General features: G+C 47.4%; 27 protein-coding genes and 1 tRNA gene. 9 read left to right on the top strand and 19 right to left on the bottom strand.

Annotated elements, in window-relative coordinates; genetic code table 11:
* Positions 1-535: 535 nt before the first annotated feature.
* From ACZO0A_RS03405 to ACZO0A_RS03325, 17 genes are all read right to left on the bottom strand, one after another.
* Positions 536-1,009 carry a GNAT family N-acetyltransferase gene (locus ACZO0A_RS03405; protein WP_302376085.1) on the bottom strand — a complete coding sequence of 158 codons (474 nt, stop codon included), beginning with the start codon at positions 1,007-1,009 and terminating at the stop codon, positions 536-538.
* A 60-nt stretch (positions 1,010-1,069) separates the two neighbouring features.
* Positions 1,070-1,303, bottom strand: coding sequence for a methylenetetrahydrofolate dehydrogenase (locus ACZO0A_RS03400; RefSeq protein ID WP_294828092.1), 234 nt, complete (start codon positions 1,301-1,303; stop codon positions 1,070-1,072).
* Between the two features lie 53 nt (positions 1,304-1,356).
* On the bottom strand, positions 1,357-2,148 hold the full coding sequence (locus ACZO0A_RS03395; protein WP_486846036.1) for a TatD family hydrolase: 792 nt from the start codon (positions 2,146-2,148) through the stop codon (positions 1,357-1,359).
* A complete protein-coding gene (locus ACZO0A_RS03390; RefSeq protein WP_215692953.1) occupies positions 2,145-3,083 on the bottom strand; it encodes a DMT family transporter in 939 nt (312 codons plus the stop codon). Before ACZO0A_RS03390 ends, ACZO0A_RS03395 begins: the two co-directional genes overlap by 4 nt.
* A gap of 9 nt (positions 3,084-3,092) precedes the next feature.
* On the bottom strand, positions 3,093-5,108 hold the full coding sequence (gene metG / locus ACZO0A_RS03385; RefSeq protein WP_302376087.1) for a methionine--tRNA ligase: 2,016 nt from the start codon (positions 5,106-5,108) through the stop codon (positions 3,093-3,095).
* Between the two features lie 229 nt (positions 5,109-5,337).
* A complete protein-coding gene (cuyB, locus tag ACZO0A_RS03380; protein WP_291208517.1) occupies positions 5,338-6,030 on the bottom strand; it encodes a cysteate racemase in 693 nt (230 codons plus the stop codon).
* Positions 6,031-6,575: 545 nt separating this feature from the next.
* Positions 6,576-8,240: a recombinase family protein gene (locus tag ACZO0A_RS03375; protein WP_486846034.1), complete on the bottom strand. Its 1,665-nt coding sequence runs from the start codon at positions 8,238-8,240 to the stop codon at positions 6,576-6,578.
* Between the two features lie 172 nt (positions 8,241-8,412).
* Complete coding sequence (locus ACZO0A_RS03370) at positions 8,413-9,120, bottom strand: hypothetical protein (RefSeq protein WP_302376089.1); 708 nt, start codon at positions 9,118-9,120, stop codon at positions 8,413-8,415.
* Positions 9,121-9,133: 13 nt separating this feature from the next.
* Complete coding sequence (locus ACZO0A_RS03365) at positions 9,134-9,904, bottom strand: winged helix-turn-helix domain-containing protein (protein ID WP_302376090.1); 771 nt, start codon at positions 9,902-9,904, stop codon at positions 9,134-9,136.
* Positions 9,905-9,922: 18 nt separating this feature from the next.
* On the bottom strand, positions 9,923-11,395 hold the full coding sequence (locus ACZO0A_RS03360; RefSeq protein WP_302376092.1) for a hypothetical protein: 1,473 nt from the start codon (positions 11,393-11,395) through the stop codon (positions 9,923-9,925).
* 242 nt (positions 11,396-11,637) lie between these two features.
* Positions 11,638-12,222: a DUF5028 domain-containing protein gene (locus tag ACZO0A_RS03355; RefSeq protein WP_302376093.1), complete on the bottom strand. Its 585-nt coding sequence runs from the start codon at positions 12,220-12,222 to the stop codon at positions 11,638-11,640.
* On the bottom strand, positions 12,186-12,842 hold the full coding sequence (locus ACZO0A_RS03350) for an ABC transporter ATP-binding protein (RefSeq protein ID WP_302376095.1): 657 nt from the start codon (positions 12,840-12,842) through the stop codon (positions 12,186-12,188). Before ACZO0A_RS03350 ends, ACZO0A_RS03355 begins: the two co-directional genes overlap by 37 nt.
* A 10-nt stretch (positions 12,843-12,852) precedes the next feature.
* Complete coding sequence (locus ACZO0A_RS03345) at positions 12,853-13,662, bottom strand: hypothetical protein (RefSeq protein ID WP_302376097.1); 810 nt, start codon at positions 13,660-13,662, stop codon at positions 12,853-12,855.
* 1 nt (position 13,663) lies between these two features.
* Complete coding sequence (locus ACZO0A_RS03340; RefSeq protein ID WP_302376099.1) at positions 13,664-14,497, bottom strand: hypothetical protein; 834 nt, start codon at positions 14,495-14,497, stop codon at positions 13,664-13,666.
* A 5-nt stretch (positions 14,498-14,502) separates the two neighbouring features.
* Positions 14,503-15,285 carry a hypothetical protein gene (locus tag ACZO0A_RS03335; RefSeq protein ID WP_302376101.1) on the bottom strand — a complete coding sequence of 261 codons (783 nt, stop codon included), beginning with the start codon at positions 15,283-15,285 and terminating at the stop codon, positions 14,503-14,505.
* Between the two features lie 82 nt (positions 15,286-15,367).
* On the bottom strand, positions 15,368-15,844 hold the full coding sequence (locus ACZO0A_RS03330) for a DUF2712 domain-containing protein (RefSeq protein ID WP_302376103.1): 477 nt from the start codon (positions 15,842-15,844) through the stop codon (positions 15,368-15,370).
* A gap of 201 nt (positions 15,845-16,045) precedes the next feature.
* Complete coding sequence (locus ACZO0A_RS03325; protein WP_302376105.1) at positions 16,046-16,435, bottom strand: helix-turn-helix domain-containing protein; 390 nt, start codon at positions 16,433-16,435, stop codon at positions 16,046-16,048.
* 180 nt (positions 16,436-16,615) lie between these two features.
* Between ACZO0A_RS03325 and ACZO0A_RS03320 the strand changes: the two genes are divergently transcribed.
* The 4 genes from ACZO0A_RS03320 (at position 16,616) to ACZO0A_RS03305 (ending at position 19,530) form a co-directional block, all read left to right on the top strand.
* Positions 16,616-17,329, top strand: a complete 714-nt coding sequence (locus ACZO0A_RS03320) for a LytR/AlgR family response regulator transcription factor (protein WP_486846032.1) — start codon at positions 16,616-16,618, stop codon at positions 17,327-17,329.
* 2 nt (positions 17,330-17,331) lie between these two features.
* Positions 17,332-18,663, top strand: a complete 1,332-nt coding sequence (locus ACZO0A_RS03315) for a sensor histidine kinase (protein ID WP_302376109.1) — start codon at positions 17,332-17,334, stop codon at positions 18,661-18,663.
* A 90-nt stretch (positions 18,664-18,753) separates the two neighbouring features.
* Positions 18,754-19,317 carry an accessory gene regulator B family protein gene (locus ACZO0A_RS03310; protein WP_279024745.1) on the top strand — a complete coding sequence of 188 codons (564 nt, stop codon included), beginning with the start codon at positions 18,754-18,756 and terminating at the stop codon, positions 19,315-19,317.
* 42 nt (positions 19,318-19,359) lie between these two features.
* Complete coding sequence (locus tag ACZO0A_RS03305; protein ID WP_270461905.1) at positions 19,360-19,530, top strand: hypothetical protein; 171 nt, start codon at positions 19,360-19,362, stop codon at positions 19,528-19,530.
* 23 nt (positions 19,531-19,553) lie between these two features.
* On the opposite strand, the gene ACZO0A_RS03300 is transcribed toward ACZO0A_RS03305, so the two are convergent.
* Positions 19,554-19,781, bottom strand: a complete 228-nt coding sequence (locus tag ACZO0A_RS03300) for a hypothetical protein (RefSeq protein WP_486846031.1) — start codon at positions 19,779-19,781, stop codon at positions 19,554-19,556.
* A 199-nt stretch (positions 19,782-19,980) separates the two neighbouring features.
* Here ACZO0A_RS03300 and ACZO0A_RS03295 point away from each other — a divergent pair, with 199 nt between their 5' ends.
* The 5 genes from ACZO0A_RS03295 (at position 19,981) to ACZO0A_RS03275 (ending at position 24,033) form a co-directional block, all read left to right on the top strand.
* Positions 19,981-20,637, top strand: a complete 657-nt coding sequence (locus ACZO0A_RS03295; protein WP_302376115.1) for a DUF6100 family protein — start codon at positions 19,981-19,983, stop codon at positions 20,635-20,637.
* A 137-nt stretch (positions 20,638-20,774) separates the two neighbouring features.
* Positions 20,775-21,896: a hypothetical protein gene (locus ACZO0A_RS03290; RefSeq protein WP_302376116.1), complete on the top strand. Its 1,122-nt coding sequence runs from the start codon at positions 20,775-20,777 to the stop codon at positions 21,894-21,896.
* 13 nt (positions 21,897-21,909) lie between these two features.
* Positions 21,910-22,644, top strand: a complete 735-nt coding sequence (locus ACZO0A_RS03285) for a phage replisome organizer N-terminal domain-containing protein (RefSeq protein WP_302376118.1) — start codon at positions 21,910-21,912, stop codon at positions 22,642-22,644.
* Positions 22,641-23,507 (top strand): ATP-binding protein, encoded by an 867-nt coding sequence (locus ACZO0A_RS03280; RefSeq protein WP_317318096.1) that lies wholly within the window; start codon positions 22,641-22,643, stop codon positions 23,505-23,507. The genes ACZO0A_RS03285 and ACZO0A_RS03280 overlap by 4 nt, the downstream gene beginning before the upstream one ends.
* A 28-nt stretch (positions 23,508-23,535) precedes the next feature.
* Complete coding sequence (locus ACZO0A_RS03275; RefSeq protein WP_302376122.1) at positions 23,536-24,033, top strand: hypothetical protein; 498 nt, start codon at positions 23,536-23,538, stop codon at positions 24,031-24,033.
* A gap of 326 nt (positions 24,034-24,359) precedes the next feature.
* Here ACZO0A_RS03275 and ACZO0A_RS03270 read toward each other — a convergent pair.
* Positions 24,360-24,434: transfer RNA gene (locus ACZO0A_RS03270), tRNA-Glu, on the bottom strand.
* Positions 24,435-24,462: the final 28 nt, after the last annotated feature.

Here is a 24,462-nt window from a genome sequence, read left to right as displayed (position 1 = left end):
ACCTGATTACCAAGGAGAAACTCCAATGTACTAGAGTTAAGAGGCTTTGGTCCTCAGCATCAGACCCAGACCCCAGGAACGATCTTAATAACGACCATTACTCCGTTCCACAAATGCTTTTGAGCAAATAACGAACCAGAGGGTAAGTCCAATGAACAGTTAGTAAGATCCTGAAAGGGCAATCAAAATTCGCAAAAAGATAGGATGATTCCCATGACGATGCGGAAACAGTCCGAAAAATAACGAAAAAGGGTTATGAGGCTATGACTCCGAAGAAGTAAGACCGCCGGGGCGAACGAAATGTTCGCCCCGGCTTTTTTGTTTGGGTTGTGGGATTTGTAATGGATGTAGGGCGGCCAGTCCTCTGGCCGCCGTGCCCATTTGCGGGAGTGAGAAACTTTGCGGGTTATGCCTATAGGGGGCGGCGTCCCCGACGCCCCGCAAAGGGGTCAAGCCCCGCCCTGCAAATCAACCGCGAAAGGGGTGCAACCGTAAACCTGCGGGCCGGGCATGCCCGGCCCCTACAGAGCGGTTTTCACAGCATACACCGCATAACTTTCGTTGCTTCGACAAAATCCTGCGACTCGTAGAGTTTTACAGCGCTTTCATTCTGGGCTAAAACATTCAGCTCTACGCATTCCAGCCGCCGGTTCCGGGCCCAGCGCTTGGCGGCGGCCAGCAGTTCGCCGCCGATGCCCCGGCCACGGTAAGCCTTGCCGACGACCAGATCTTCCAGCCGGGCGTAGCGGTGGGGCAGCACGCAGCTGTACGCGGGCGTCCACCCGGCGTAGGTGACAAGCGCAAAGCCCACCGGTGTGCCGTCCTGCTCAGCCAGCAGAAAATCCGCATCCTGCGCCTTGACGGCGCTGCTGATCTCCGCTTCTTCCCGCGGGGCCTCGCAGAAAAACTCCGGCTGCAGATCCACCATGGCGGCGTCCAGCTCGCGGTACAGCGCAATGATGGCGGGGATATCCCCCTCCCCCGCCGGGCGTATCACGGTCTTTTGCATTCTTGCCTCCCCCTTTGCCATAACCAAAAACCGGCGGACGCAGTTGTCCGCCGGTGCAAATTACTTGATTTCCTGAATGGTGTAGTTGAAGCCGTACTCTTCCTGCAGCTTCTTCACAGCAGGCTCGCAGTCCTCAATAAAGGTCGCGGAGTAAACGCTCTGGCCGTTGTGGGCCTTCTTGTACTCCTCCACGATCTCGTTCAGCTTGTTCCAGCCCTCGTCAGCCTTGGCCTGATCCATATCCTGCGGGAAATCAATGATAAATTCGCGATGTTTAGGGATACGTGCTTTCATGGTAAGTCACTCCTGAATTTTTTATTCAATATACATCTGTATATTACAGCATTTTACACGCCAAAGCAAGCCCTGGCGTTTTGGGCGGTCTGGTCCAGCACAGCCTGGGCGTCCATGTCCCAGATCGTACCGATGTACGCCGCCACGTGGGCAATGTTGCGGCTGTCGTTGCGGGTGCCGCGCACCGGCTCGGGAGCCATGTAGGGGCAGTCGGTTTCCAGCAGCGCCTGCTCGTGCGGGATGGCGGCCAGCACCTTGGCCGCACGCTTGGCCCCTTTGTAGGTCACAGCGCCGCCAAAGCCCAGGTACATACCCTGTTCCACCAGCCAGGCCGCGTCGTCGGCGCTGCCGCTGTAACAGTGCAGTGCGCCGCGCGGCTTATATTTGCGCAGCAGCTCGTACATTTCGGCGTGGGCCTCGCGGTCGTGGACCGACACCGGCAAATCCAGCTCTTTCGCAAGTTGTAATTGTGCCTCAAACAGGTCGTACTGCTCCTGCCGGGGCACCGGCCAGTGGTGGTCGAGACCGATTTCCCCCACCGCTGCGACCGACTTATCTTCAAACAGCGGGCGCATGGCGGCCAGCTCGGCACGCCAATCGCCGTGATAAACGGCCACCGTGGCGGCGTCCTCCTCGATCAGGCTCTCCGGGTGGATGCCGATGGCTGCGTGGAAGTACGGTGCACTGTGCGTCAGTTCCAGCACGCGGGCGGCATCGCCGGAGTGGGTGGCACATTCCAGCACGCCCACCACGCCGCCCGCAGGCAGAGCAGTCAACAGTGCGGCGCGGTCAGCGTCAAACTGGCGCGAGGAATAGTGCGCGTGGGTGTCAAAAATGTTTGTCATGCCTTGGCCTCCTGCGGGGCGCGGTTGACCAGATAAATGCCTATGCAGACCAGCAGCAGCGCGGCGAGGTAGTTCCACTCAAACAGCGGCTCGCCGTTCAGCAGCGCCGACAGCAGTACATTCATGACCGGAATGATCAGACCGAATACCGCAATGCGGGAGACCGGGTTGTTTTTCATCAGCAGCGCCCAAATCACATACCCCGCACCGGAGATAAACGCCAAAAACAGCAGCACTGGGATACCTGCGGCGCTCTCGGGGTGGAGGCCGCCGCCCATGGCAAAGCCCATCACAGCCAGCACCAGACCACCAACACCGAGGTTCAGCACACAGACCGAAAAGCTGTCTGCATACTGGGTCACGGCCTTGTTCCACGGCCCGGCCGATGCAAAGATTGCGGAGGCAATCAGCATGAACGCCATCCCCTTTGCGCTGCCGCTGCCGTGGTTGCCCAGCGTGGCAATCAAAACACCGCCAAAGCCAAGCGCACAGCCCAGCGCCTTGCGCGGGGTCATCCGGTCGGCCTTGCCGTACAAAAAGTGCGCCAGGATCACACCCATAAAGCTCTGGGTGCTGTTCAAAATACCGCCCATCGCGCCGGTCAGCAGCGCCACGGCGGAGTAGTAGAAGAAATACTGTGCAGCGGTCTGCCACAGGCCCAGCCCGCAGGCCGAAGCCAGCGTTTTGCCGTGCGGCATCGGCAGCGGGCGGCGGTTCAGCGCCAGACCGGCCAGCCAGACCAGCGCCGCGCCCATCATAAAACGGACACCCGCGAAGCACAAAATCGACGCCGTATCGGCGGAATCAATCGCAAACAGGCGGTAGCCCAGCTTGATGAAGGGGAACGCCGACCCCCACAGCACATTGCAGACAACGGCCATCAAAACGGCCGCCGCCGGGATGGAGAAAAATTGGTCTAACTTAGATTTTTGCATAGCACCGCCTTAGTGGATGCGCGCGCCGGCGGGGGTGCTGTCCGGGAAGAACGCGATGGCGCAGCCGCCGTCCACATCGGTGTCAGCGGCAAAAATCATACCCTCGCTGACATACTTGCCCTTCATCATCGGGCGGGGGGCCAGGTTGGCGACAATGCCGATCTTCTTGCCAATCAGATCCTCGGGCGCAAACCACTTGGCAATGCCAGACAGGATGCAGCGCTCGCGCTCGCCGTCGAACACGGTCAGGTGCAGGAGCTTCTTGCTCTCCTTCATGCGCTCGCAGGCGCGGACCTCGGCCACGCGCAGCTCAACCTTGCAGAAGTCATCGAAGGTGATTTCTTCCTCATGCTCACCGATAAGCTCCGCAGAAGCAGCGGCAGCCTCCTCTTTCTTCGGCTCCTCGGCAGGTGCGTTGGCAGCCTGGGCGGCGGCCTTCTGGGCAGCCTCCAGGGCCTCCAGCTCAGCCAGCTCCTTTGCGGCGTCAATGCGGGGGAAGATGTTCTCGCCCTTGTGCAGGGTGGCGTTGGCAGGCAGGGTTCCGAAGACGGCGGCGCTGTCCCACGTCTTGCCGTCGGCGGCAACATTCAGCTGGGCAAAAATCTTCTCGCAGGTGTCGGGCATGAACGGCTGCAGCAGCACGGTGCAGATGCGCAGCGTTTCGGCCAGATTGTACAGCACGCGGGCCAGACGGGGCTTGGATTCCTCACTCTTGGCCAGCACCCACGGTGCCGTGGCGTCGATATACTTGTTTGCGTTGTCGATGACCTCGAACACATCAGCCAGCGCATTCTGGAAGGCATAGGCCTCCATGTCGGCCTCATAGCGGGCGCGCAGGGCGGTGGCCTTCTCGATCAGGGCAGCATCCTCGGGGCCTTCAGCCTGCTCGGCAGGCAGCTCGCCGCCAAAGTACTTGTCGGCCATGGCGGTGGTGCGGCTCAACAGGTTGCCGAGGTCATTGGCCAGGTCCATGTTGATGCGGTTGATGAGCAGTTCGTTGGAGAAGTTGCCGTCCGAACCGAACGGGAAGTCGCGCAGCAGGAAGTAGCGCAGCGCGTCGGCGCTGTAACGCTCGGCCAGCAGGTAGGGGTCAACCACGTTGCCCTTGGACTTGGACATTTTGCCGCCGTCCAGCAGCAGCCAGCCGTGGCCGTAAACGTGCTTGGGCAAGGGCATATCCATACTCATCAGCATGGCAGGCCAGATGATGGAGTGGAAGCGGACGATTTCCTTGCCGATAAAATGCACGTCAGCAGGCCAGAAGGTCTCGTAATCACTGTCGGGGTACTTGTCATTCATGAAGCCCAGCGCCGTGGTGTAGTTGAACAGCGCGTCGATCCAGACGTAGACGACATGCTTGGGGTCGAAATCGACCGGGATGCCCCACTTGAAACTGGTGCGGGAAACGCACAGATCCTCAAGGCCCGGGTCGATGAAGTTGTGTACCATCTCGTTGACGCGGGAGCGCGGCAGCAGGAAGTCGGTGTTGACCAGCAGGTCGCGCACGCGGTCGGCATACTTGGACAGACGGAAGAAATACGCCTCCTCCTCGGCGTCGACAACGGGGCGGCCGCAGTCGGGGCAGCAGCCGTTGACGAGCTGGCTCTCGGTCCAGAAGCTCTCGCAGGGGGTGCAGTACTTGCCGACGTACTTGCCCTTATAAATGTCACCCTTCTCGTACATCTTTTTGAAGATTTTCTGGATGGCGGCAACGTGGTAGTCGTCGGTGGTGCGGATGAACCGGTCATAACTGATGTTCATGAGCTTCCACAGATCCTTGACGCCCTTGGGGCCTTCGACGATGTTGTCGACGAACTGCTGCGGGGTGACGCCTGCTTCTTTGGCTTTCAGCTCAATCTTCTGGCCGTGCTCATCGGTGCCGGTCAGGAACTTGACGTTATAGCCCTGCAAGCGCTTATAGCGTGCCATAGCGTCGGTGGCAACGGTGCAGTAGGTGTGGCCGATATGCAGCTTATCGCTGGGGTAATAGATCGGCGTAGTGATGTAAAATTTTTTCTGATCCATTTGTGATTTCTCTCCTTATATAAACAAACCGTTTTTGGTGTGTTTTTTGCGTTTATGCTGAATTTTATATTCTGGGCATTCGGGCGAAGCCCGCAAAAGCCTGCCCTTACAAGGGCGATGGCCGAGCCGCGAGGGCGAAAGGGCTTTGCCCGTTCACTGCAGCCACACGCGCCCGGGCGGTTTCGCCGCTTCGTAGGGCGGCCAGTCCTCTGGCCGCCTCCTCGCGCCTTTAGAACCCCACCGGTTCCACTCCGCACGCTTCCAGCGCGTGGCGGCACAGTACCTCGGTGCTGTCAATAAAAAACTTGCCCAGGTGCTCGTCCCGCTTGACCAGGCTCAACTCGGTGCAGCCCAGAACCGCCATATCGCAGCCCTGCTTTTTCAGGTCGTGTACCGCCGCGCCGAACTTTGCCATATCGGCACGCTTGCCCTGCTTGATGTCGTCGTAAATCACCGACATGACTTCCTGCTGGTGTTCCTCCGACGGTACCGCCCAGTCGATGTCCTGCGCCTGGCAGGCCAGCTGGTAGGTTTCCGCCGCCAGCGTGCCGTCCGTCGCCAGGATGCCCAGCTTCGTGCAGCCCGCCGCCTTGGCGTCGGCCACGGTCAGCCGGGGCATATTCAGCACCGGTACCGGCAGCGCCTCAGCCAGGCGGTCGTAAAAATAATGCGCTGTGTTGCAGGGTATCGCCAGCACTGTGGCACCGTAGTGTACCAGGCTGAAACCGTCCTGCTCCATCACGGCAAAGGGGTCATCCTTGCTTTTGCCCATGATGAACGCCGTGCGGTCGGGCGTCGATGCCCGCGACGAAATAACAATGTCGATGTGGTCCTGATCGCAGCTGGCCGGGGTGTGGTCGATCAGCATTTGGTACAGGTAACAGCTGGCCGCAGGCCCCAGCCCGCCCAGTATGCCCAGCACCTGTTTTTGTGGTTTGGTCTGCGCCGTGGCACACCCCTCCTTATAATAACACTTATAGTATATTATAAGGCCTGCAGCGAAATTATGCAAGGGCAAGGGCGACGGTTTTCGGGTTTTCGGGAGATTCGCAATAAAAAACACCCTGCATTTTCATGCAAGGTGTCTGTGCTGCATCCTATCGGAGCAAGCCGCGCCCGCCCCCTCTGCCTCCATTGTCAAAGGGAGGTGGCGCCGCAGCGCCGGAGGAATTCCTACCTGTTGTCGACTGCTTTCCTTTAACCGCCCAGTAGGGGCCGGGCATGCCCGGCCCTCCACTGTATCTCTATCGCCCCCTTCCCTTTCACACCATAGGGGCGGATTCCATATCCGCCCGCGTACCTTCGCCTTTACGCCCTACTAACCCCCGCGTTGCTTTACTCTACTCCCTCTACGTTCGCGCCGTGCGGGAATCTCCCCCGCCCTAAAAACAGCCCGCAGGGCTGTTTTTGCCCCGCGGTACACAGACGCGGAGCCCGGGCTTTTCGATTCCTGCACTCCTCTACTCCTTAACATGTATAATAAAAAGAAAAAAGCTCAACCTCTTGCGAAGTTGAGCTTTCTGGTGACCCGTGCGTCCATCTCCCGCGGACTAAAAAACAATCCGCAGGATTGTTTTTTGCCGCCTGCGGGCGACCGTCCTGTTCGATTCCTCGCACGGAAGCACCAAAAAAACTCCCCAGCCTAAGCTGGGGAGCATTTTTTGGTGACCCGAAGGTTTCAATATCCGAACCATTCTCTTTAGAAAGCGCGATGGGCTTGTCCCCATCGCGGAGGTTTAAGTTTACAATTATTTTGTCCTCAAAGACATATACTGTGTTCACGAAGCACTCAATTACTTGCCTCTGTACCTTAGGGTCCCGCAAGTCGCGCTGCTTGAATGATTCCAGCCACTGTACAACGTACTCTTTTGTCAGCTTGGGATGAGAGGTTTCTTCCTCAAAGATGCTGATTTGCAGTTCATCGCGCTGGGCTTCCAATGTGGTCAGGCGCTCTTTCGTCGTTTGGGTGATGATGCCCTCTTCTATCGCCGCGGCAATGTTGTCAATTTTCTTGTTGACCTTTTTCAGTTCTTCTTGCAGCGCGGGCAAGTGCGTGTTTTCTCGCTTTTGATTTTCCACAAGGGCATCCGCCAGCATCGCAATCACACTGTCTTGCAACACATACCCAAGCGCACGCTTGACTACAAACGATTCAATCAGTTCTTTGCGGAATGCTTTCATGCGGCATCGCTCGCCCTCTTTGCGCTTGCGATGCCCACATTTATAATAGTAGTAGGTTGCACCGGTATGGCTTGTACCACTGTCGCCCACCATCAGCGCACCGCAGTTGCCGCATACCAACTTGCCTGTCAGAATGAAGTCTTCGTCACTCTTCGATCTGGCAGGCGCTTTTTTATTTGCTTTCATACGAGCCTGCACCTTGTCAAATGTCTCTTGGTCGATCAGCGCCGGGAATGCGTTTTCCGTGACAATATCCCGGTAGCGGTACTCACCCAGATAACGGCGGTTCCGCAGCATATTTTGGAAGCTGCTTTTCACAAACTTTCTGCCGTAGCCGGTTCGTATGCCGCGAGCGTTCATACCCACACAGAGTTCCTTGATGGATTCTCCCCCGGCGTAGCGCTCGAACACCTCTCGAACAATGGGGCTCATCACTGGGTCAGGCTCGTAGTGGCGTTCCTCGTTGATGCGGTAGCCCAGCGGCACAGAACCGCCATTGAACTTGCATTTCAGCGCATTGTCCGTATGGCCACGCGTCACTTTCTCCGCCAGTTCAGCCGAATAATACTCCGCCATGCCCTCCAACATACTTTCCAGCATGATTCCCTCCGGCGTGTTGGAGATGGGCTCCGTTGCGGAAATCACCTTGACGTTGTTCTTGGAAAGTGCGCGCTTGTAGTATGCGGAGTCAAAGCGGTTGCGGGAAAATCGATCCAGTTTCCACACAAGGACGAATTGGAACCTGTGGGCGTTGCTGTCCTGGATCATCTTCTGGAACTGCGGTCGCGCGTCCGTTTTTGCTGACAATGCACGGTCAATATAACTGCCGATGATCTTCATATCGTTGCGTTCGGCATAGGCTCTGCACTCGCGCAACTGACCCTCGATGGATTCTTCACGCTGGTTGTCGCTGCTGTATCGAGCGTATATCACAACATTACTGGTTGGCATCCTTGCGCCTCCTCTCATGCCATTTTATTACTTTATACGCTTTGAATCCCTTAAAAGCAACAATTGAGACCAATTTTTTTATTTATTCTTTTTTGGTTGGTTATTCGTTTCACTTGCTTTTGATTCTCATAGAATTTCTATCTTTTTAAAATTCGCACAGTTATTTTGCGTTTTATACTGTAGTTTCATTTTTCTTATTTTCTTCTGCATTATTTATTTGATTTTTCAACTGATCTATTTCGTTTTCCAAATTGTCTATTTGATTTTTGTAATACCCCAATATATTAGCAACAAAAACTATTCTATCTTGTGAAGATTCAATTTCTGTAGCTATATTTAATATCTGTTCTGCCATTTGCGTCTTTTGAGCATACCCATAATTTATTGCAAACAATGCCTTTTGATAGTCTACCTTTATTCTCTGAATCGATTCCATGTAATCGTCATCGTCCATCATCTCTACTGGAGGCAAGTGATAATATGGCAATTGGGGATCAAACAATAGCTGAATCATAAACGCCACTATAGAATCTTCCGATGGGAAAAGAACTTCGTTTTGCATCTGCTCCCACAGCAAATTATAAAATTCATCTTCACCAACATTTTGTTTTATTAAATTATCAACTATTTTTTCTATAATCACTCGATTGGTATCCATCAACTCTTGAAACACATTCGGAGAAGTTATAGTTTCTATTTTCAATGTTTGGTCACTTTGTATAAATCCACAAGCCTCATAAAATTCTCGTAATTTCTTTGCTGCTTCCTCTGATGTTGTAGACGGTTTTAGATAGTGCAAATAATAAGCTTGACAAACATCATAAATTTTACCATCCGCATGCTCAAAAAACTCTATCGAAGAAGTAGGATATTCTTTCACAGTATATGCCTCCTTATATATTTCCCAAAACGCATTTTACATAGTTTGAGATATTTTCATTATCAATCCGAACGGAGCTTAGCCCACTGTCTCTCATGATTTTTCTGCCACTTGTCAAGTGTTTTTTTGTAGAATCATTAATCCACGTAACTTTTATGTGTAATGGTTCTTCGATAGCGAAAATCCTATCTTTTTCAAAGGCTTTCGTATTAAGTATAACATTTTGTTCCAATATTGTTCTATTTTGCAAATAATATGTTGTTCCTACGCGTGTTAAAATATAATACTTAAATTTACCAGAACGAATAAATTCCACCATTCCCGCATCTGTCATTCGCTTCATTATCCCTGTCAAGGTTGCTGAACTGATGTCAATCATTTCTGCAAGCCGTGCATGTTGTATTCTTGGGTTCTTATAAATCACTTCTAAAATTTGCGCCACATGTGGAATGTTCTCCCATTCTATAGTTTTCAAACATTCTCCAATATTAAGTTGCTTATAGTTTTCTTTAACAATAACTTCCACAACTTTTAGTACTCCTGCTAAGAACCCTGCACTATATTGAACCGGTGCGTCCTTCTTTATTATTTCCAAACAATAAGTGCTATTAAGTTTTTCTGTTTCCATCCAATTTTCTAACGCACTATAGTTTTTTTGCCTATACAAGTTAATAGCATATTTCGTTACCGTTCGTGCGTAAGTTGTAACACGATTTTCGTCTTTTTCTAATATGGCCGTCTCCATATCATAATTTGGAAGAAGTTTTTCTCTATATTTTTCCATTAATAGAAATCCTCCCATTTACAAATCATTTAATAAATGCGTGCATTTGGCTCCAATGTCTTGTCTTCGACTCTCCCCCGCGCAATTCAACGGAACTTGAATAAGGAACGCACATTTTTCCGAGCACTTTCCTTCGCACTCCAGTTCAAAGCGTACTGTAAGTGCTTCATGTCCGATATTCGGTAAGCGTATCGCACCTGTATAACCTGTATTTTCACAGGGATATAAGGCTGAGCAGCTATTTCCCCACAAAGTTGTTGCTTGAAACTGTACTCCTGCCGATAAAGCCAATTCAAAATTCGCAGATCCAACGCTATACGATGGGCAAAGGATTAATGTGGCATGCAGTACACGAATCAATAAGTCTTGATAAGCTGGTGTCAAAAAGTCCTTACATATTGGGAACGCTATTCTTCCCCAATATGGAATGTGTAGAATTACTACTCGATAAATACGATTCTCTAAATTCTCTTGATATTTTTCTTTGCCAGTGTCGGTAATCTTTTTCGAATACGTAAACGGACATTGCTTATCCTGTTCAAGTAAAAGTTTTCCCCTTCGGTCAAAAGCCCTAACAGTATTCCTCCCATCTTTCCAAAAAGAAGGTGTCAATATCAATGCAGGTGCTCGTTCGTGCAGTTTCCTTTTTTCTTTCGACCACTGGTGCAAGTATGTATTATAGCCAAAATCGTCAACTTCATATAATGACTGTGGGCAAAGCATCTCTGGTCCCATTACGATGTCTGCATCCATCGCACATGCTCGGTGATAAAGATTCTTGTATGCTTCAAAGCACAACTTTTCTTCCTTTAATTCGTCAATCGAAAAGAAATTATGTGCCAGTCCATGTTCATCTTCTCGGCTAAAACAATTAATCTTCAGCACATCCTCCATTTGTAAGCTAGTCAGCGGTGAATACGCCACTAATAGTTGTTCTCGATTTCTATTTCTGTGTTCCACTTGATAAATAACATTCTCTAACTCATATTGTATACCGTTTATTTGTAGATTTTTTTCTTCAATATAATAGCAATTTCTAAAATCACTATTTAACGATTCGCTAAAGGAGTCTGCTGTTTGTCTCACACGTCCTTCAAATTCTGTTCGTGGCGACGGTATATTCGGGAGTATTCTAAGTCCCGTTTCTTCGATATTTGTATTTAAAGCTTGAAATCGAACTTCTTCGTCAAACTCTTCTGAAATCTGTTCCCAAGTAAAGTAATTATCTAGCACGAGCAAAATTTTGTAGAGAACGTCAAAGGGAAACTTTTTGCACTGCTCTATAATAGCATCCGATGTTTGCGAAGTAACACCAATTGTGGCTGCTTCAGACATTTCATCTTGGTAGGGTTCTAAAACCGCAATTGCTTTATCAAAACATCTTTTATCTTCTTTGCTTTCTAGAGGCTGAACTTCAACAGGCTTTTTCTTTAAAGTTAATGCCAGCAATTTTGCCAATAGATTAAACGGATTATTATCTGACGTATACACTTCACAGCCTCCATGCTTTTTCTATATTATAAATCAATTACCACCACAAGTCAATGAATACCATTTGAACATTGTTTGATTTGCTTTTCGCCAAACAATATTCAAACAATGCTCAAGTGATAGCAATCATTTTTCACTAATATGTAACCTTATTTACTTTTCGCCCCTTAGACCAACAGCAGCGCCGCAAAGTAACAATGTCGTCACTTTGCAGTGCTGCTGTTGAAGCATTTTATAAGATATCATCCTTCGTTAAGCACGATTGTCTTTTTCACCGGATATAGCGAGAATACAATCTGTGTACGTTCCGTTTCCAGCTTTGCAAACTCTTGTGTACTCCAGGGCATCTCCAAAATTTGATAAGGAATCGTCAGTTCGATATCATGACCAGGCAACATCACTCCGGCAGATGGCTTTTCTCCATTAAGTAATGGATATAATGGAATGTAACACATATAGCTGCACAAATAGTCTCCCATTTGTAGCAGCATCTGTCCCGCAAAATCAACATTCACATTATGATCCGAGACATTTTTTGCGTACATCGTAAAAACAATGATTTTAGATTCCTGACCGCTTGCTTTCACATGAATAGGATCAATTTCGTATTCGTCGCAAAACTCATCTTGGGACAGCACTTTGTAGTCAGTCAAAGTGTACTCCACGCCATTATGCAAAACAGTATCGCCAAGACTATATTGCTCAACCTGAGCTGGTGGGCACGCCTTATTAACCGCTATATATCGCCACGCAAATATTACGATTGCCATTACGCCAACTATGATTCCAACTATGAGTTTCTTTCGATTTGCGAAGAGATGCCACATATCTTTCCCTCCTCTATTGTTATAATCTGATCTGCAAGACTTTCTAATTCTTCTGTATCATGACAAGCTATCACAATTAATGCGCCGCGTTGTTTTTCTTCTTGTAGGGCTTCCCAAATTTTCGGGACTCCTTTTTCATCAATTGCGTTAATTGGTTCGTCCAGCAGAATCACATCCGGACATTCCATCAATGCACAGGCAATGCCCAAGCGTTGCTTCATTCCCAGTGAGTATTTCCGATAGGTTCGCTTATCATTGGGATTAAGTCCCATACGGCTCATCGTTTTTGTAATTTGCGTTTTGTCTGCTCTGCCCATCAAACCTGACAGCAGTTCAAGATTCCGCTGTCCCGTGTATCCCGGAAGAAATGCCGGATTCTCTATTAAAACTCCAATACTTCTAGGTGCTGCGATATCCCGGTGTAAAATTTCACCATCTATGCTGACTGTGCCTTCGGTGGGATAAATAAGTCCAGCCATCATACGCATCAGCATGGTCTTTCCGCAACCATTTTTTCCTTTTAAGCCATAGATAGTTCCAGACTCAAGCGTCAGCGATATATCTTTCAATACCGTTACGTCATTTATTGTTTTTGTCACATTTTTCAATTCTACTATCATAAGTGAATCCTCATCTTATCAAATCTTTTTTCGACAAATGCCTCGCACCTACAATAATACTGAGCGCAGAAATAACTCCCGTCCATAATGTCGTTTGCTTCATGGTGATTCCATCTCCTGTAAATGCGGACAATCGCTGCATCATTGCGTGCCCGCAAAACAGTATGGGTTCATCTAAAAAAGCCCCTGATACTACAAAAGCTATCGCAAAAATCAATCCAAGCGTATCACCGGCTACAAGCTCCAAAAGCAATTGTAATAATGCAAGTGCTATAGCTGCCAGCACAGGCGATAGCAACAATGAAAGTACTTGCATATAGCCGGTTCCTGGCCACGAAACAAGCTCTGGAATTGCCAATCCCCTGTAATCACAAATTGCAAATGGCCCTCCCACAGCAAGGCAAAATACCATTATTGTACCTATTATAGCGGTTTGCTCAACTATTGCTGCTATAACTGCCATCAAGCAATGTGCCAACCACCAAACCGAACGATTGGGAATACGCGTGAATATTTCATATCCATATGGTTCGAACACCGATGCCGTCGTGTTCCCCAACGCAAATAAAAGCACTAAGTTCGTAATCAAATACGCAATTGGCATTTCGAAAGATTCCTGCCAACTTGGTGTAAACGGCGGAATACCGCGATAAAAATAAACAAGCTGGTCCCAAAAGGATGGAATGATTCTATCTTCCACTAGAGCTTTTTTATAATACCATGAGTAGAACGACACGCACATTACAAACGCAATTCCTACACTTATAGAAAACAGAAGTAATAATCTTTTTCGATTTGTCGCAACTTCCAGTCGAAGCATTCTAAAATACATCATGTTTCTTCACCGCGCAGGTCACTGCTAGTAGAACCGAAATCGCCAGCAGACCGCAAAGTTCAATTATCATAATCGGCAGAGACAGATAAACGTCAGAGTACGGCGGCAAGATACAGCTTGGCTCCCATTGGGAAGCACTAAAGGTATTAAACAAGAACCCGGTAAAATAAAATACCGCAGTTGGGCCTATAAGCGCGATAAATGGGTTTCCTGTATACCATCCAAATGGAAGTGCCAGCGTTGCTATTCCCGCCAAATAAACTGCATCATACAGATTATACAAAAGCAAGTACCAAAACGGGTGTACTGCATAAAATGAATGCCCCACCTGCCCCACAGCCATCATCGGGAATGTATAGGATGCAATTTCAGGGGCTATTGTCGGAAGAAACATCATGCTGAATACCATTTGTCCAAAGGTAGCTGCCATTACCAGCAGAAATGCTCCCACAAAAATAGAGATGTACCTCGACAAGATCACTTTTTTCTGTTCTTTCCGAACTCTCAGATTTTTTATATATCCATTCTTAATATCCGTAGCCATCGATATTCCTGCCGGCAGTGTGGCTATCAGCGGAAATAGCGAAAACAGCAATATTGAAGGAAGATAAAGTCCATCTGCTGAGATGCATGAGTTATAAACAGAAGACGGATAGCTGTAAGCAATCGTTTGTGTCTGCAGGGCTTCCATATTCGCATTGTGCGCCTGCACATTCAGCACCAAATCCCAGATACCAAATACCGCGCATACTCCAACCGCAATCTTAAACATAATCCCATTAAACTGCCGCTGAAAATCAAGTTTCAGAAGTTCTCTCAAAGGGCTCACCTGCTTTCAAGCATAGGAAGCTTTACCACAACTTCATGTACATCACCAAATTCCTCTTTTGGAAAGCACTGCCACTTAAGATATAGTGGCTTATAGGTTGCAAATGCGGACTCTGCCTCAAAGGCGATTGTATAGGTTTCTTTTTCCCCCGCAGCCAACCGGCATACTGCATAATCATGATTATTCGGAATCGGATCTGTAACATGATCCTGATAAGTCATTTCAGCTCCCTGTTCAATCTCTGTTTTCGGAAATGCTATTAGTATGCCATCATTGATGTAGACTATATGTTCCGCTGTATCTGTATTTTCTGCCTGCAAAGTCATATAAATGTAAATCGGATCTTTTATGTCCGACCTCAATTCGTAGTAATTTTCTTGCATATTGTCTGTTGTTTTTTCATACCAGACGTCTTGCAGAGTAAACGTAATGCCCGAATCCTCAAATGTTGTGCCTACCCCCTCAAATAAGTATCCATCATCCATTATATTGCGAAAACTGTCGCGATATGCTTGAAGTCCTTCCTTAGTATATATTTTTTCCCCATTTTGATCCGTCGCATCGTCCATTGCACCATTTAAAATTTCTTCTATGGTATAACAATTCTCATCTGAATTTTTCTGTGATACACTCAAATTTTCGCTTTCACTCGAAGATATGCTTTCTGGCGCCAGCGAATTTGACTCAGAAATGCTTACTGTCGATTCGCCGGGTGTTGCTGCCGAACACCCCGCAAGAAGCACGGTCAATGCAATAATACTACCGCGATATTTTTTCATAATCATGTCCTTTCAACCTATTTATGCCGGGTGCGGTTTCAACCGCACCCGGCAATATAGCTTCTGCTAATTGTATAATGTATCAGATCTGTGCTACGCCACTCTGGTAAACGCTGTCCGGGCTCCACAAGCCGTGGAAGGTTGAAGACCAAGTAGACGAGAAACTCAGCGTTGCATATTTGTAGCCAGCTTCTTTCACATTATTGTAAATGAAGTAACTCGTTCCTACCTGCATTGTTCTTCCGTTACTCAAAGAAGAATTGCAGATTGACCATGTAGTGTCAGGGGTTTGACTACGGCCACCACGCGCGTTCACTCTTGCAGTCTTTACTGACGAATTTGTAGAGCTCTGAATCCAGCAGTAAATCGAGCTTGTGTTTTCCTTCGCGCGAGCAGGATTAATAAACGCTTCACCTGATCCACCTGCTGTTGTAAAGTAGAACGTCGTGTCCGTGCTTGATGCGTAAGACGGCAGCGCAGCGCCAATGGCCATGATAGCTACCAGTGCTACCACCGCAAACAGCTTGAAAAGGCGACTTTTCTTGAAAGACATAGTCATTTGATGTACCTCCTTAAATTTACAATTTGCGAATATCGTAAAGCACCTGTGCACCGATACTTTATAATATCCAAAAGGCATTACTGCCTTTGTTGTTTACACTCTACCATACCTTTTTCTCGATTTCCAATTAAACGGCAAAACTGCAAAAAAAGTGGTATAACTGCAAGAAGCGGATGCTAACGCACCCGCTTCTTACAGTTATTTTAAAAATTGTTCAATTAATCGAAAGACCAGTTCCTGCTGTTCCTGCGTAGGCTGTGTCTTCGTGGCCGTATAACGCGCTTGGTTTTGCTTTTGCAACGCACCTATGAGTTCCACAAGAAGTCTTATTTGTTCTTCTTTTAAGCCTTCTGTACTAAGAACCGATGCTTTTTCACCACAGGCCAAATAATCTATTGAGATTCCAAAATAATCCGCCAGATATGCCGCCACCTGCAAGTTTGGAATCGTACGCCCGCTCTCATACTTTGCCAAGGCAGCTTCGCTCAGGGGCTGCCCCAGATTCGTAATCTTTTGGGATAATGTTGCCTGAGAGTAGCCTTTTTCAAGGCGAAGCTCGCGAAGTCTATCCGAAAAGTCGATAACCAACTGTATCAGCCTCCTATACATATATAGTGTACAGGTTGACTGCGGACAATAATTCGTATATTATCATTATAATCAGTCGATTTGTCCGATTTCGATTTTTACATATTGACAGGAAATGCGAGGTGCGCTATTTTGGGTACACGATTAGACAAGGAAATTTTAACAAAAGCAGGAGAAAATATGCTGCATATTCTGATTTGCGATGATGACCGCACATTTGCTGATTTTCTTTCACAGCAGATTACTTTGCTGCCTGAATTTGATCGCCGCTACATGAAAATCACGACCCTCGATGATCCTCGTACAATAGATAAATCCGTAATCGAAACATCCGACTTGATTTTCTTGGACATCGATATGGGTGACATCAACGGTCTGTCATTGGCCCGTAAGATGCGAAGCATAAGCAAAAGCTTCATTCTGATTTTTGTAACAAATTATGGCGAATACGCAGCTGAGGGCTACGAGGTAAACGCCTTCCGCTTCCTGCCCAAGCTGCAACTAAAAGTGAAATTGCCAGATTACTTTAGCAAGGCTCTGGCAGCCTGCCAAAGCAAAAATCGTACAATAAATGTTTTTTGTGAGGGTGAAAGTACCTCCGTTTTTCTGGATCAGCTTGTTTACGCAGAAACAGACGGACGTGCCGCGATTCTGCATATAAGCGATACTCCGCCCAAAACCTTGAAGGTTCGTATGCCACTTCGGAGTATGGAAGACAAGTTGTGTGACGAAGGTTTTTTACGAATTCATAACAGTTATCTTGTAAATATGAACTATCTTTCTTCTCTCCAAACGTCTGGTGCCACCTTAACAACAGGTGAAATGCTCCCCTTGAGTCTTCATAATTACAGAGCTATAAAGTCAAAATACTTGGAATGGAAAGGTCGCACATAAGAATGGTTTATCTGCTAAGTTCTTTACTGAACAGCATCCAGATGTTGTTATACATGTTCTTTATGAATGCCTTTTTCGTGCGCCGCCACAACTCCCGCTTGTTTTGGGGATACTGGCTTTTATGGGCACTTATTGCTACAGTCGCCACAAACGTGTTTCCCAGCAGTATTCAATTAAATGGTCCTTTTGTTTTTCTTATGGAAATTGTCATTCTGTACGGAATGAATGTCACGCTCTATTATGGTCGTTGGGATCGTCGTTTGTTTACTGTCGTCACATCGTATGCCGCTATATATTCCATTAGTTCTTTGATGGAAACCTTGTTGCTACGCATTACTCACATGACACGCGCAGAATATCTAAACAACGCTCCTCTGTATATTCTTTTTTGCTTTATTCGTTTAGGTGTTCTTGGCATAATAGTTGCCCTCATTAACCGCTTTCACGCCCCGCTAAAGGAGCTTGGAAAGCCGCGTGTTTGGGTTCCGTTCGCAACATTTTTCCCCTTATGCACGCTGTTTGTTTTGCTCATTCTTCAGACCTCATCTTCCGAAAACAGTTCTTGGACATTCTGTCTGTTTGTTATGTGCGTGGTGGATGTCGTTGCTCTATTTCTATTCGACAATATCGAAAGTACCGCACAAACTCGCGAAGCTCTTGCTGTCGCAAGGCAGCGTACCGATGCACAGGCTGCCGGCATGCAGGCCCTTAGCGATTCCTATGCTGCTCAACGGAAAATGACACATGAATTCCGTGGTTATCTTTTTACTTTGTCTACGATGTTAGATCATGGAGAAATTTCTGCGGCCTCGGAATATCTTAAACAGCTGCAGGTACAGCAGACCGAGCGAATTTTGTTGGTTAACAGCCATAATCCATCTGTTGATGCTGTTCTGAATCAAAAAGGATATGCAGCAAAAAATTCCGGCATTGATATACGGTTTGAAGTGAATGACCTGTCCGAGATAAAAGCCTCTCCTGTTGATTTGACTATCATTATTGGGAATTTGTTAGATAACGCCATTGAAGCCTGTGAAAAGCTGCCTACTGATCACCGTTGGATTACTGTTAAAGTAATTCGTGACGCTAATGCTTCTCCTACTTCCATTTTTCTTTCTGTCGAAAATTCCAGTTTACCTGTAGCAATCGTCAATGACCACATTGCAACAACGAAGCAAGAACCAGAACTTCATGGCTTTGGACTTCGCAATGTAATGGAAACTCTGCACAAATATGATGCCTTTCATCTAATGTCCTACAAAAACAGTTCCTTTTTGTTTTGTGCTGAATGGTATGAAGAACGTACTGACTCAATAATTAGATCACTCAAATAATTGCAGTTATGCACGCCAAATTGCAGTTACGCCACTTTTTTGGACATTCTTGCTTCGTTATAGTAGTGTAATTGCAAAGAGGTGATGGACATGGAAAATTTGGCAGAAAAGATTACCATTTTTCTTGCAGCGCACAACTACATAGCAGAAGATAAAAAAGATTGGTGCCATTATGTAGTTATTAAGTTTCTCATGTCTGTCCTTTCTCTTTGCCTCTTGATTCCTATCGGTTCGCTCATCGTCGGATGGATTGGATCCATCTTATATACTTTTACATTCCGTTTTTTGCGTGCTCGTACCGGGGGATATCACGCAAAGACACCTCATGGATGTCTGATTACATCCGTTATCCTTCAAATACTGTTTCTTTCCTTATCCATTTGTATGCCAGATGCAAGTTTGTTTATATTTGTTGCAATTATATCCGGACTTTCTATTGCCTTAATCGGTCCGGTAAACCACCCCGAATTGCATCTTTCCTCTGCTGAAATGTCCGCATTACGGCCACGTATTTATTTGCGTGTTGCCTTTATTTTAATAGCGTTTTCCCTCATCCTTTTTGTAAATCCTATTTGGGCGGGATGTATCGCTTTTTCTACTTTTTCGGTTGCGCTATTGCTGGCATTTTCCGCATATGGATTTGGCGTGCAATAATTTTGCTATATGAAGTCTATCATTTTAAAGGAGGCCTCTTCAATGGAAAAGAAAGAATCTGCTATTCACAAAATTGGCCGGCAGGCCCTTGATACTGCTATCCGCCACGAAATCGATGGTTGGCCGCCGTACTCTATCATGGGCATTTATCAGCCGCACCGCCCTGAAACGCATCCGGACTCTCCGCAGCCACAGGAGAAGAATAATAAGTGATTCCTCGTATTTACCGTCCCGGTTCACTTATTATCCTCGCCACATAAAACAGCTTTAGCGCTTTCTGCGCCGCTTGGATTTTTTCCAGCGGCGCTTTTTTCTTTATATTTTAAAAAATCGTCTCTTGTACGCCAGCTCTCATGCGAAAAAGGCAGCCGCACAAAATCCGCATAAAATTTGCAGAACCTATGTATTTTTTCTTCACAGCAAACATGGTAAAGTAAATATGCGCACAAATGTTGTGCTTCCATCGGTGTTTTTACTCCGAATCGCACAACCTGATTTTAGGCCTTTAATCCTTGTTTCCTTCCGAATTTTTAAAACAAACACGTAGTATAAGCTCAATGCGTATAGCAAACGTAATGTTTGCGTATTATCACTTTCTCCTGTCGGAAAATTATCTTAATACGCATATTATACGCCTGCTTATACGTCATCACGGAGGTACTTTTGAATTCAGATACACTTTTAACTCATATCCGCTTGGAGCAGCGCTGTCTTATCGACATCGATAAGAAACTGCACGAATTGGAATGCCTACTCTCCTGTTCGGATCCTATTCGATTTTTTGAAGTAGCCAAGAATACCGCTTTACTCAGTGAGCGCAGCACCGCCCAGCTTCGCAATTTTCTGTTTACCGTTTGCGGCGGGATGCCGCAGGACTACTATCTGCAAGCTGCCGAGATGCAGGGCATATGCGTTGATGTAACGGACAGTATTCTGTCCGTCAGGCTACCCGCACTGCTACCTAAAAAGACCCGCACCGAGGGCTTCAAATTTTTGCAGCCAGCGCTTCATGCGGCACTAAAGCAATATGCCGAACAACAAAATCTTCCCCACTTCCGCGAATGCACCGTCTGCATCGAACATGTCTATGACCGCTGCCTGCCCATTAAAGCCGTACGCGATTATGACAATCTTGAAACGAAAGAAGTTCTTGACATTATCACGCTATACTGCATGACCGATGACACCGGCGCTCTGTGCGATCAGTTCCAGACAACACGGTTTGCAGATTCATCCTGTACCATCATTTCCGTCATGCAAAAAGAGAAATTTTCTGCATGGCTGGACATGAAAAATCCGGCAAAATCCGTAAAAAGCTGACCTCCATTTCGTCTGAAAATTCTTCAAAAAATCTCTACTTGCACATTTTGGTGACTTTTCCGCGTCAGAATCGCTTTTTGGGCGTTCCTCACGAAAGCGTTGCACCGAGGATAATGTGCTTACGGTAGGAAAACGAGGTGATTCCTATTTCTTCACAGTCTCCAACTTTACCGTCTCACAACAGTCTCAATTATGAGCTGTTGTCGCTCACGGCCATCTGCGGCGAGGTTCCTTGCGCCTGTTCTTCCCACCTTACCGCGAGTGAAAGTTACCGCAAAAAAGTCGTCACGTCCTTGACACATGACAAGCTCCTTCGTATTTTTTCTCGTCAGCATCTTCGAGGCTATCGGCTCGGTGTTCGTGGCAAGCGTCTGTTATTGCAGCAAGAACCCGCACGCTTTGAATTTTATTTATCCGGATGCAGCGATACGAACGCCATCAAGTCAGAGGTCTCTCGCCGTATCCGGCTGCACCGTATTGCGCAAACCTATGTGACGATGCTGAATGCAGGCGCACTGATTTATCGTGACGAAAAACCGCCAATCTTCTCCCCATCCGCAAGAGGCCCGTTCTGCATCGAACAGCCCTGCTTTTATGACTCCCGCGAGATGAAAGAAGCCGAACTCGAAACGCTCAAGATTCGTGGTTCTCGTATGGCAGGCACGTTGTTCACGTCCAGCCGCGTTTTCGCCGTGTACAACAGCATGGAGTTTCTGCCGGTCTTTGAGCCGCAAGTCGAGCAACGTGCCAAAGCCATGTTGGAGCAAATTTATCGGAAAAAAGTTTCTTTCAATCCAAAAACAAGTGGTCTTTTACTCTCAGACAGTGTGGACACTCTTCGCACCCTGCTAGAGCGTTCCCAGACTCACAAACGCGACCACTTCCTGCTGCATGACGGCTACGAACATTTTTACTTTTTGACAAACGATTCCTATGGGGAGGCGCTCTTGCAGATGCTTTGCCTCCCCGAAATCGTCGAACAAGTAAACGCCATACTTCGACAGGAGCTTCAGCCGCCATCTTCCGGCAGTCACTTTGAACACGATGCCCTCACCGACTCAGGCGCGCCGGTTCTGTTCAGCTATCTGCCGGACATTCCACGCCTATTTCGTTTTATCTCTGCTATAAATTTTCTGAAATACAGCGGCATTATCGTCTGCTTCGATTTTCAGGCAGACGCGCTGCGGCCACTCTGCGGAGATTCCATCGAGTTGCAGATTATCAACTTCCGAGAATTTCAGGAAACATTTAATCTCTGAAAGGATTTTGTCCATGTCCGAAAGCCACAAATACTACTACATGAAGCTGAAAGAGACCTTCTTCAATGATTCTAAAATTCTGCTCTTAGAGCAAATGCAGGACGGTCCTTTATACATTCTCTTGCTGCTCAAATTCTACCTTATCTCTTTGCCCTATAATGGTCTCCTGTTGGTCAGTGAAAACATGCCGCATACATTCCAGACTCTTGCCATTGTCACGCGCTATCAGGTCGGCACCGTTGAACGTGCCATCAAGATTTTTCTTAAATTCGGGCTTATAGAGATTCTTGCAAATCGCACCTACTATATGACCGATATTCAACTCTTTATCGGTCAATCTTCTACCGAGGCAGAACGCAAGCGTATGGAGCGGCTTCGTCTCCAACAACAGCTCCCATCTTTTACCGTAAGGGCGGACATTTGTCCACCAGAGATAGAGATTAGAGATAAAGAAAGAGATAGAGATAAAGTCAGAGTGAGAGAGAAAGAGGGACAGCCCATCCGCTCCGCATTCGGAGCCTATCAAAACGTCTTTCTTTCTGACAGCGAATTAGTTGAATTGCAAAATAAACTACCAACCTCATGGAAGCATTACATTGACAGGCTCTCCGAGTACATGACATCCAGTGGACGTCAATACCAAAATCACGCTGCGACGATTCGTCGTTGGGCCGCTGCTGATCAGAAGAAAAGCCATCAGCAGACGTACAGCCGTGATTACAGCGTGGAGGAGGGCGAAACTGTATGAAAGAGCTTTCTTCCGAGATTCACGTACTGCTCAACAGCGCTGCACAAAACATCGTGCTAGCCGCAGATGAGTACATCGACCCCGCCGATGGCCTGATTCACTGCAAGTCCTGCGGCGGGCAAAGACAGGCTGTAATTCCTATTCACGGTATTGCAGAGCACTTCACCCCTCGATGCCTTTGCCCCTGTCTGGCGATTGCAGAACAGCGCCGCAGAGAGACTGAAGAACAGAGAAAACGTATTGAGCGCATCCGGCGCAGGCGTGAGCAAGGCCTGCAAGACCGTCACCTATACAATTACACCTTTGCCAACGACAATGGGCAAAATCCATTGATGGAAAAGGCCCGTGCTTACGTTGATGGCTGGGATAAGGCCTACACTTCAAATACTGGCTTACTTCTTTTCGGGGATGTTGGCACAGGAAAATCCTTTTTTGCCGGGTGCATTGCCAATGCACTGCTGGACAGGGATGTTTCCGTGATGATGACAAACTTTCCCACCATCTTATCCCGCCTGACGGGGATGTTTCCCGAAGAGCGAATTGACTACATAGATTCCATCGGACGTTACGATTTACTGATTCTTGACGATTTGGGTGTGGAACGCAACACCTCTTACGCTATGGAACAGATGTTCCAAGTCGTTGACCGCCGCTACCGCAGCTGTAAGCCACTGATCGTCACAACCAACCTGTCGTTAGAGCAGATGAAAAACGCTCCCGATGTCGAGCATTCGCGTATTTATGGTCGTATTTTGGAATACTGTGCGCCCATCCTCTTTTCCGGCAAAGATATGAGGAAAAACAATGCGGATACAACCAAAACTACTGCCAGAGAGATTTTATCCACTAAAACCACACTTTAATTTTTGATAAAAAGAAGGAGCTTTTGCATTGAACAATCAAAAGAAAGACGTTTCTAAATATTTTCACGATACTCTGACGCTTATGAAAAACTACCGGGATGCACTATGGAATGTAGAAGTTGCAGAACGAAATTTGCATGCCGAGTTTCACGCCGCCTATGGAGCTTCTAATAGGGCATCTTTTGACGATTTAGCTCTCCCAAATCCGCACCTTGAAGGGTACGCACAATCCATATCACGCAGTAAAAAGATGTTGTCTGTTATAGATTCATCCGTTAATCTGATGCGGGAAAAGCACAAGAAAGGTGAGCTCTACTATTGGATTCTCTATTATTCATATCTTTCTCCACAGCGCTATGAAAACGCTAATGAGATTCTGTACGCCCTCGATGGAAAAGGCTTCACACTTTCCATACGCACCTATTACAGCCGCCGCGAAGAAGCTCTAAGCATTCTCAGTTCCGTTCTATGGGGTTACACTTCCGTGAAATGTAATGATATTCTCGACTTATTTATGGTTGACTAAAAGGAGTTCTATTTGCCGCAAAAGTCTTCTGATAATGCATCTATTGACGCTCAGATCATCCCCACCATCAAAGACCCGCAGATTGATTCTGCCTACATAAATCAATTTGCAAAGTTTATTCTCCCCTATATCCAGCAGGACTACGAGCGCGAGCTATCTCAAAAGGATATGCCAAAAGAATCCAATTAGCCCTTTATATGCAATCCGGGCGGCAGTCACATCGACTGCCGCCCGGATTTTTTGCGCTATTTCGTATATAAATCACTGATACAAAAACATAATCCGAACCCATTCTCATAAAGAATTAAGTTCGGATTATGCTGTCTTGGTGACCCGTGCGGGAATCGAACCCACGTTAACGGCGTGAGAGGCCGCTGTCTTAACCGCTTGACCAACGGGCCATAATAAAAAGAGAAGCCGGCATCTACC

This window comes from Gemmiger sp. (assembly GCF_057431175.1).
Note: the sequence above shows the minus strand (reverse complement) of the source record. Positions and strands in the feature narration are given on the sequence as shown.

Excerpts from the sequence above, each read along its gene's own strand:
- ACZO0A_RS03405 (WP_302376085.1), bottom strand. The coding sequence starts at position 1,009 with ATGCAAAAGACCGTGATACGCCCGGCGGGGGAGGGGGATATCCCCGCC.
- ACZO0A_RS03400 (WP_294828092.1), bottom strand. The coding sequence starts at position 1,303 with ATGAAAGCACGTATCCCTAAACATCGCGAATTTATCATTGATTTCCCG.
- ACZO0A_RS03395 (WP_486846036.1), bottom strand. The coding sequence starts at position 2,148 with ATGACAAACATTTTTGACACCCACGCGCACTATTCCTCGCGCCAGTTT.
- ACZO0A_RS03390 (WP_215692953.1), bottom strand. The coding sequence starts at position 3,083 with ATGCAAAAATCTAAGTTAGACCAATTTTTCTCCATCCCGGCGGCGGCC.
- metG (WP_302376087.1), bottom strand. The coding sequence starts at position 5,108 with ATGGATCAGAAAAAATTTTACATCACTACGCCGATCTATTACCCCAGC.
- ACZO0A_RS03375 (WP_486846034.1), bottom strand. The coding sequence starts at position 8,240 with ATGCCAACCAGTAATGTTGTGATATACGCTCGATACAGCAGCGACAAC.
- ACZO0A_RS03365 (WP_302376090.1), bottom strand. The coding sequence starts at position 9,904 with ATGGAAAAATATAGAGAAAAACTTCTTCCAAATTATGATATGGAGACG.
- ACZO0A_RS03355 (WP_302376093.1), bottom strand. The coding sequence starts at position 12,222 with ATGTGGCATCTCTTCGCAAATCGAAAGAAACTCATAGTTGGAATCATA.
- ACZO0A_RS03350 (WP_302376095.1), bottom strand. The coding sequence starts at position 12,842 with ATGATAGTAGAATTGAAAAATGTGACAAAAACAATAAATGACGTAACG.
- ACZO0A_RS03345 (WP_302376097.1), bottom strand. The coding sequence starts at position 13,662 with ATGCTTCGACTGGAAGTTGCGACAAATCGAAAAAGATTATTACTTCTG.
- ACZO0A_RS03335 (WP_302376101.1), bottom strand. The coding sequence starts at position 15,285 with ATGAAAAAATATCGCGGTAGTATTATTGCATTGACCGTGCTTCTTGCG.
- ACZO0A_RS03330 (WP_302376103.1), bottom strand. The coding sequence starts at position 15,844 with ATGACTATGTCTTTCAAGAAAAGTCGCCTTTTCAAGCTGTTTGCGGTG.
- ACZO0A_RS03320 (WP_486846032.1), top strand. The coding sequence starts at position 16,616 with ATGCTGCATATTCTGATTTGCGATGATGACCGCACATTTGCTGATTTT.
- ACZO0A_RS03315 (WP_302376109.1), top strand. The coding sequence starts at position 17,332 with ATGGTTTATCTGCTAAGTTCTTTACTGAACAGCATCCAGATGTTGTTA.
- ACZO0A_RS03310 (WP_279024745.1), top strand. The coding sequence starts at position 18,754 with ATGGAAAATTTGGCAGAAAAGATTACCATTTTTCTTGCAGCGCACAAC.
- ACZO0A_RS03305 (WP_270461905.1), top strand. The coding sequence starts at position 19,360 with ATGGAAAAGAAAGAATCTGCTATTCACAAAATTGGCCGGCAGGCCCTT.
- ACZO0A_RS03300 (WP_486846031.1), bottom strand. The coding sequence starts at position 19,781 with ATGGAAGCACAACATTTGTGCGCATATTTACTTTACCATGTTTGCTGT.
- ACZO0A_RS03285 (WP_302376118.1), top strand. The coding sequence starts at position 21,910 with ATGTCCGAAAGCCACAAATACTACTACATGAAGCTGAAAGAGACCTTC.
- ACZO0A_RS03280 (WP_317318096.1), top strand. The coding sequence starts at position 22,641 with ATGAAAGAGCTTTCTTCCGAGATTCACGTACTGCTCAACAGCGCTGCA.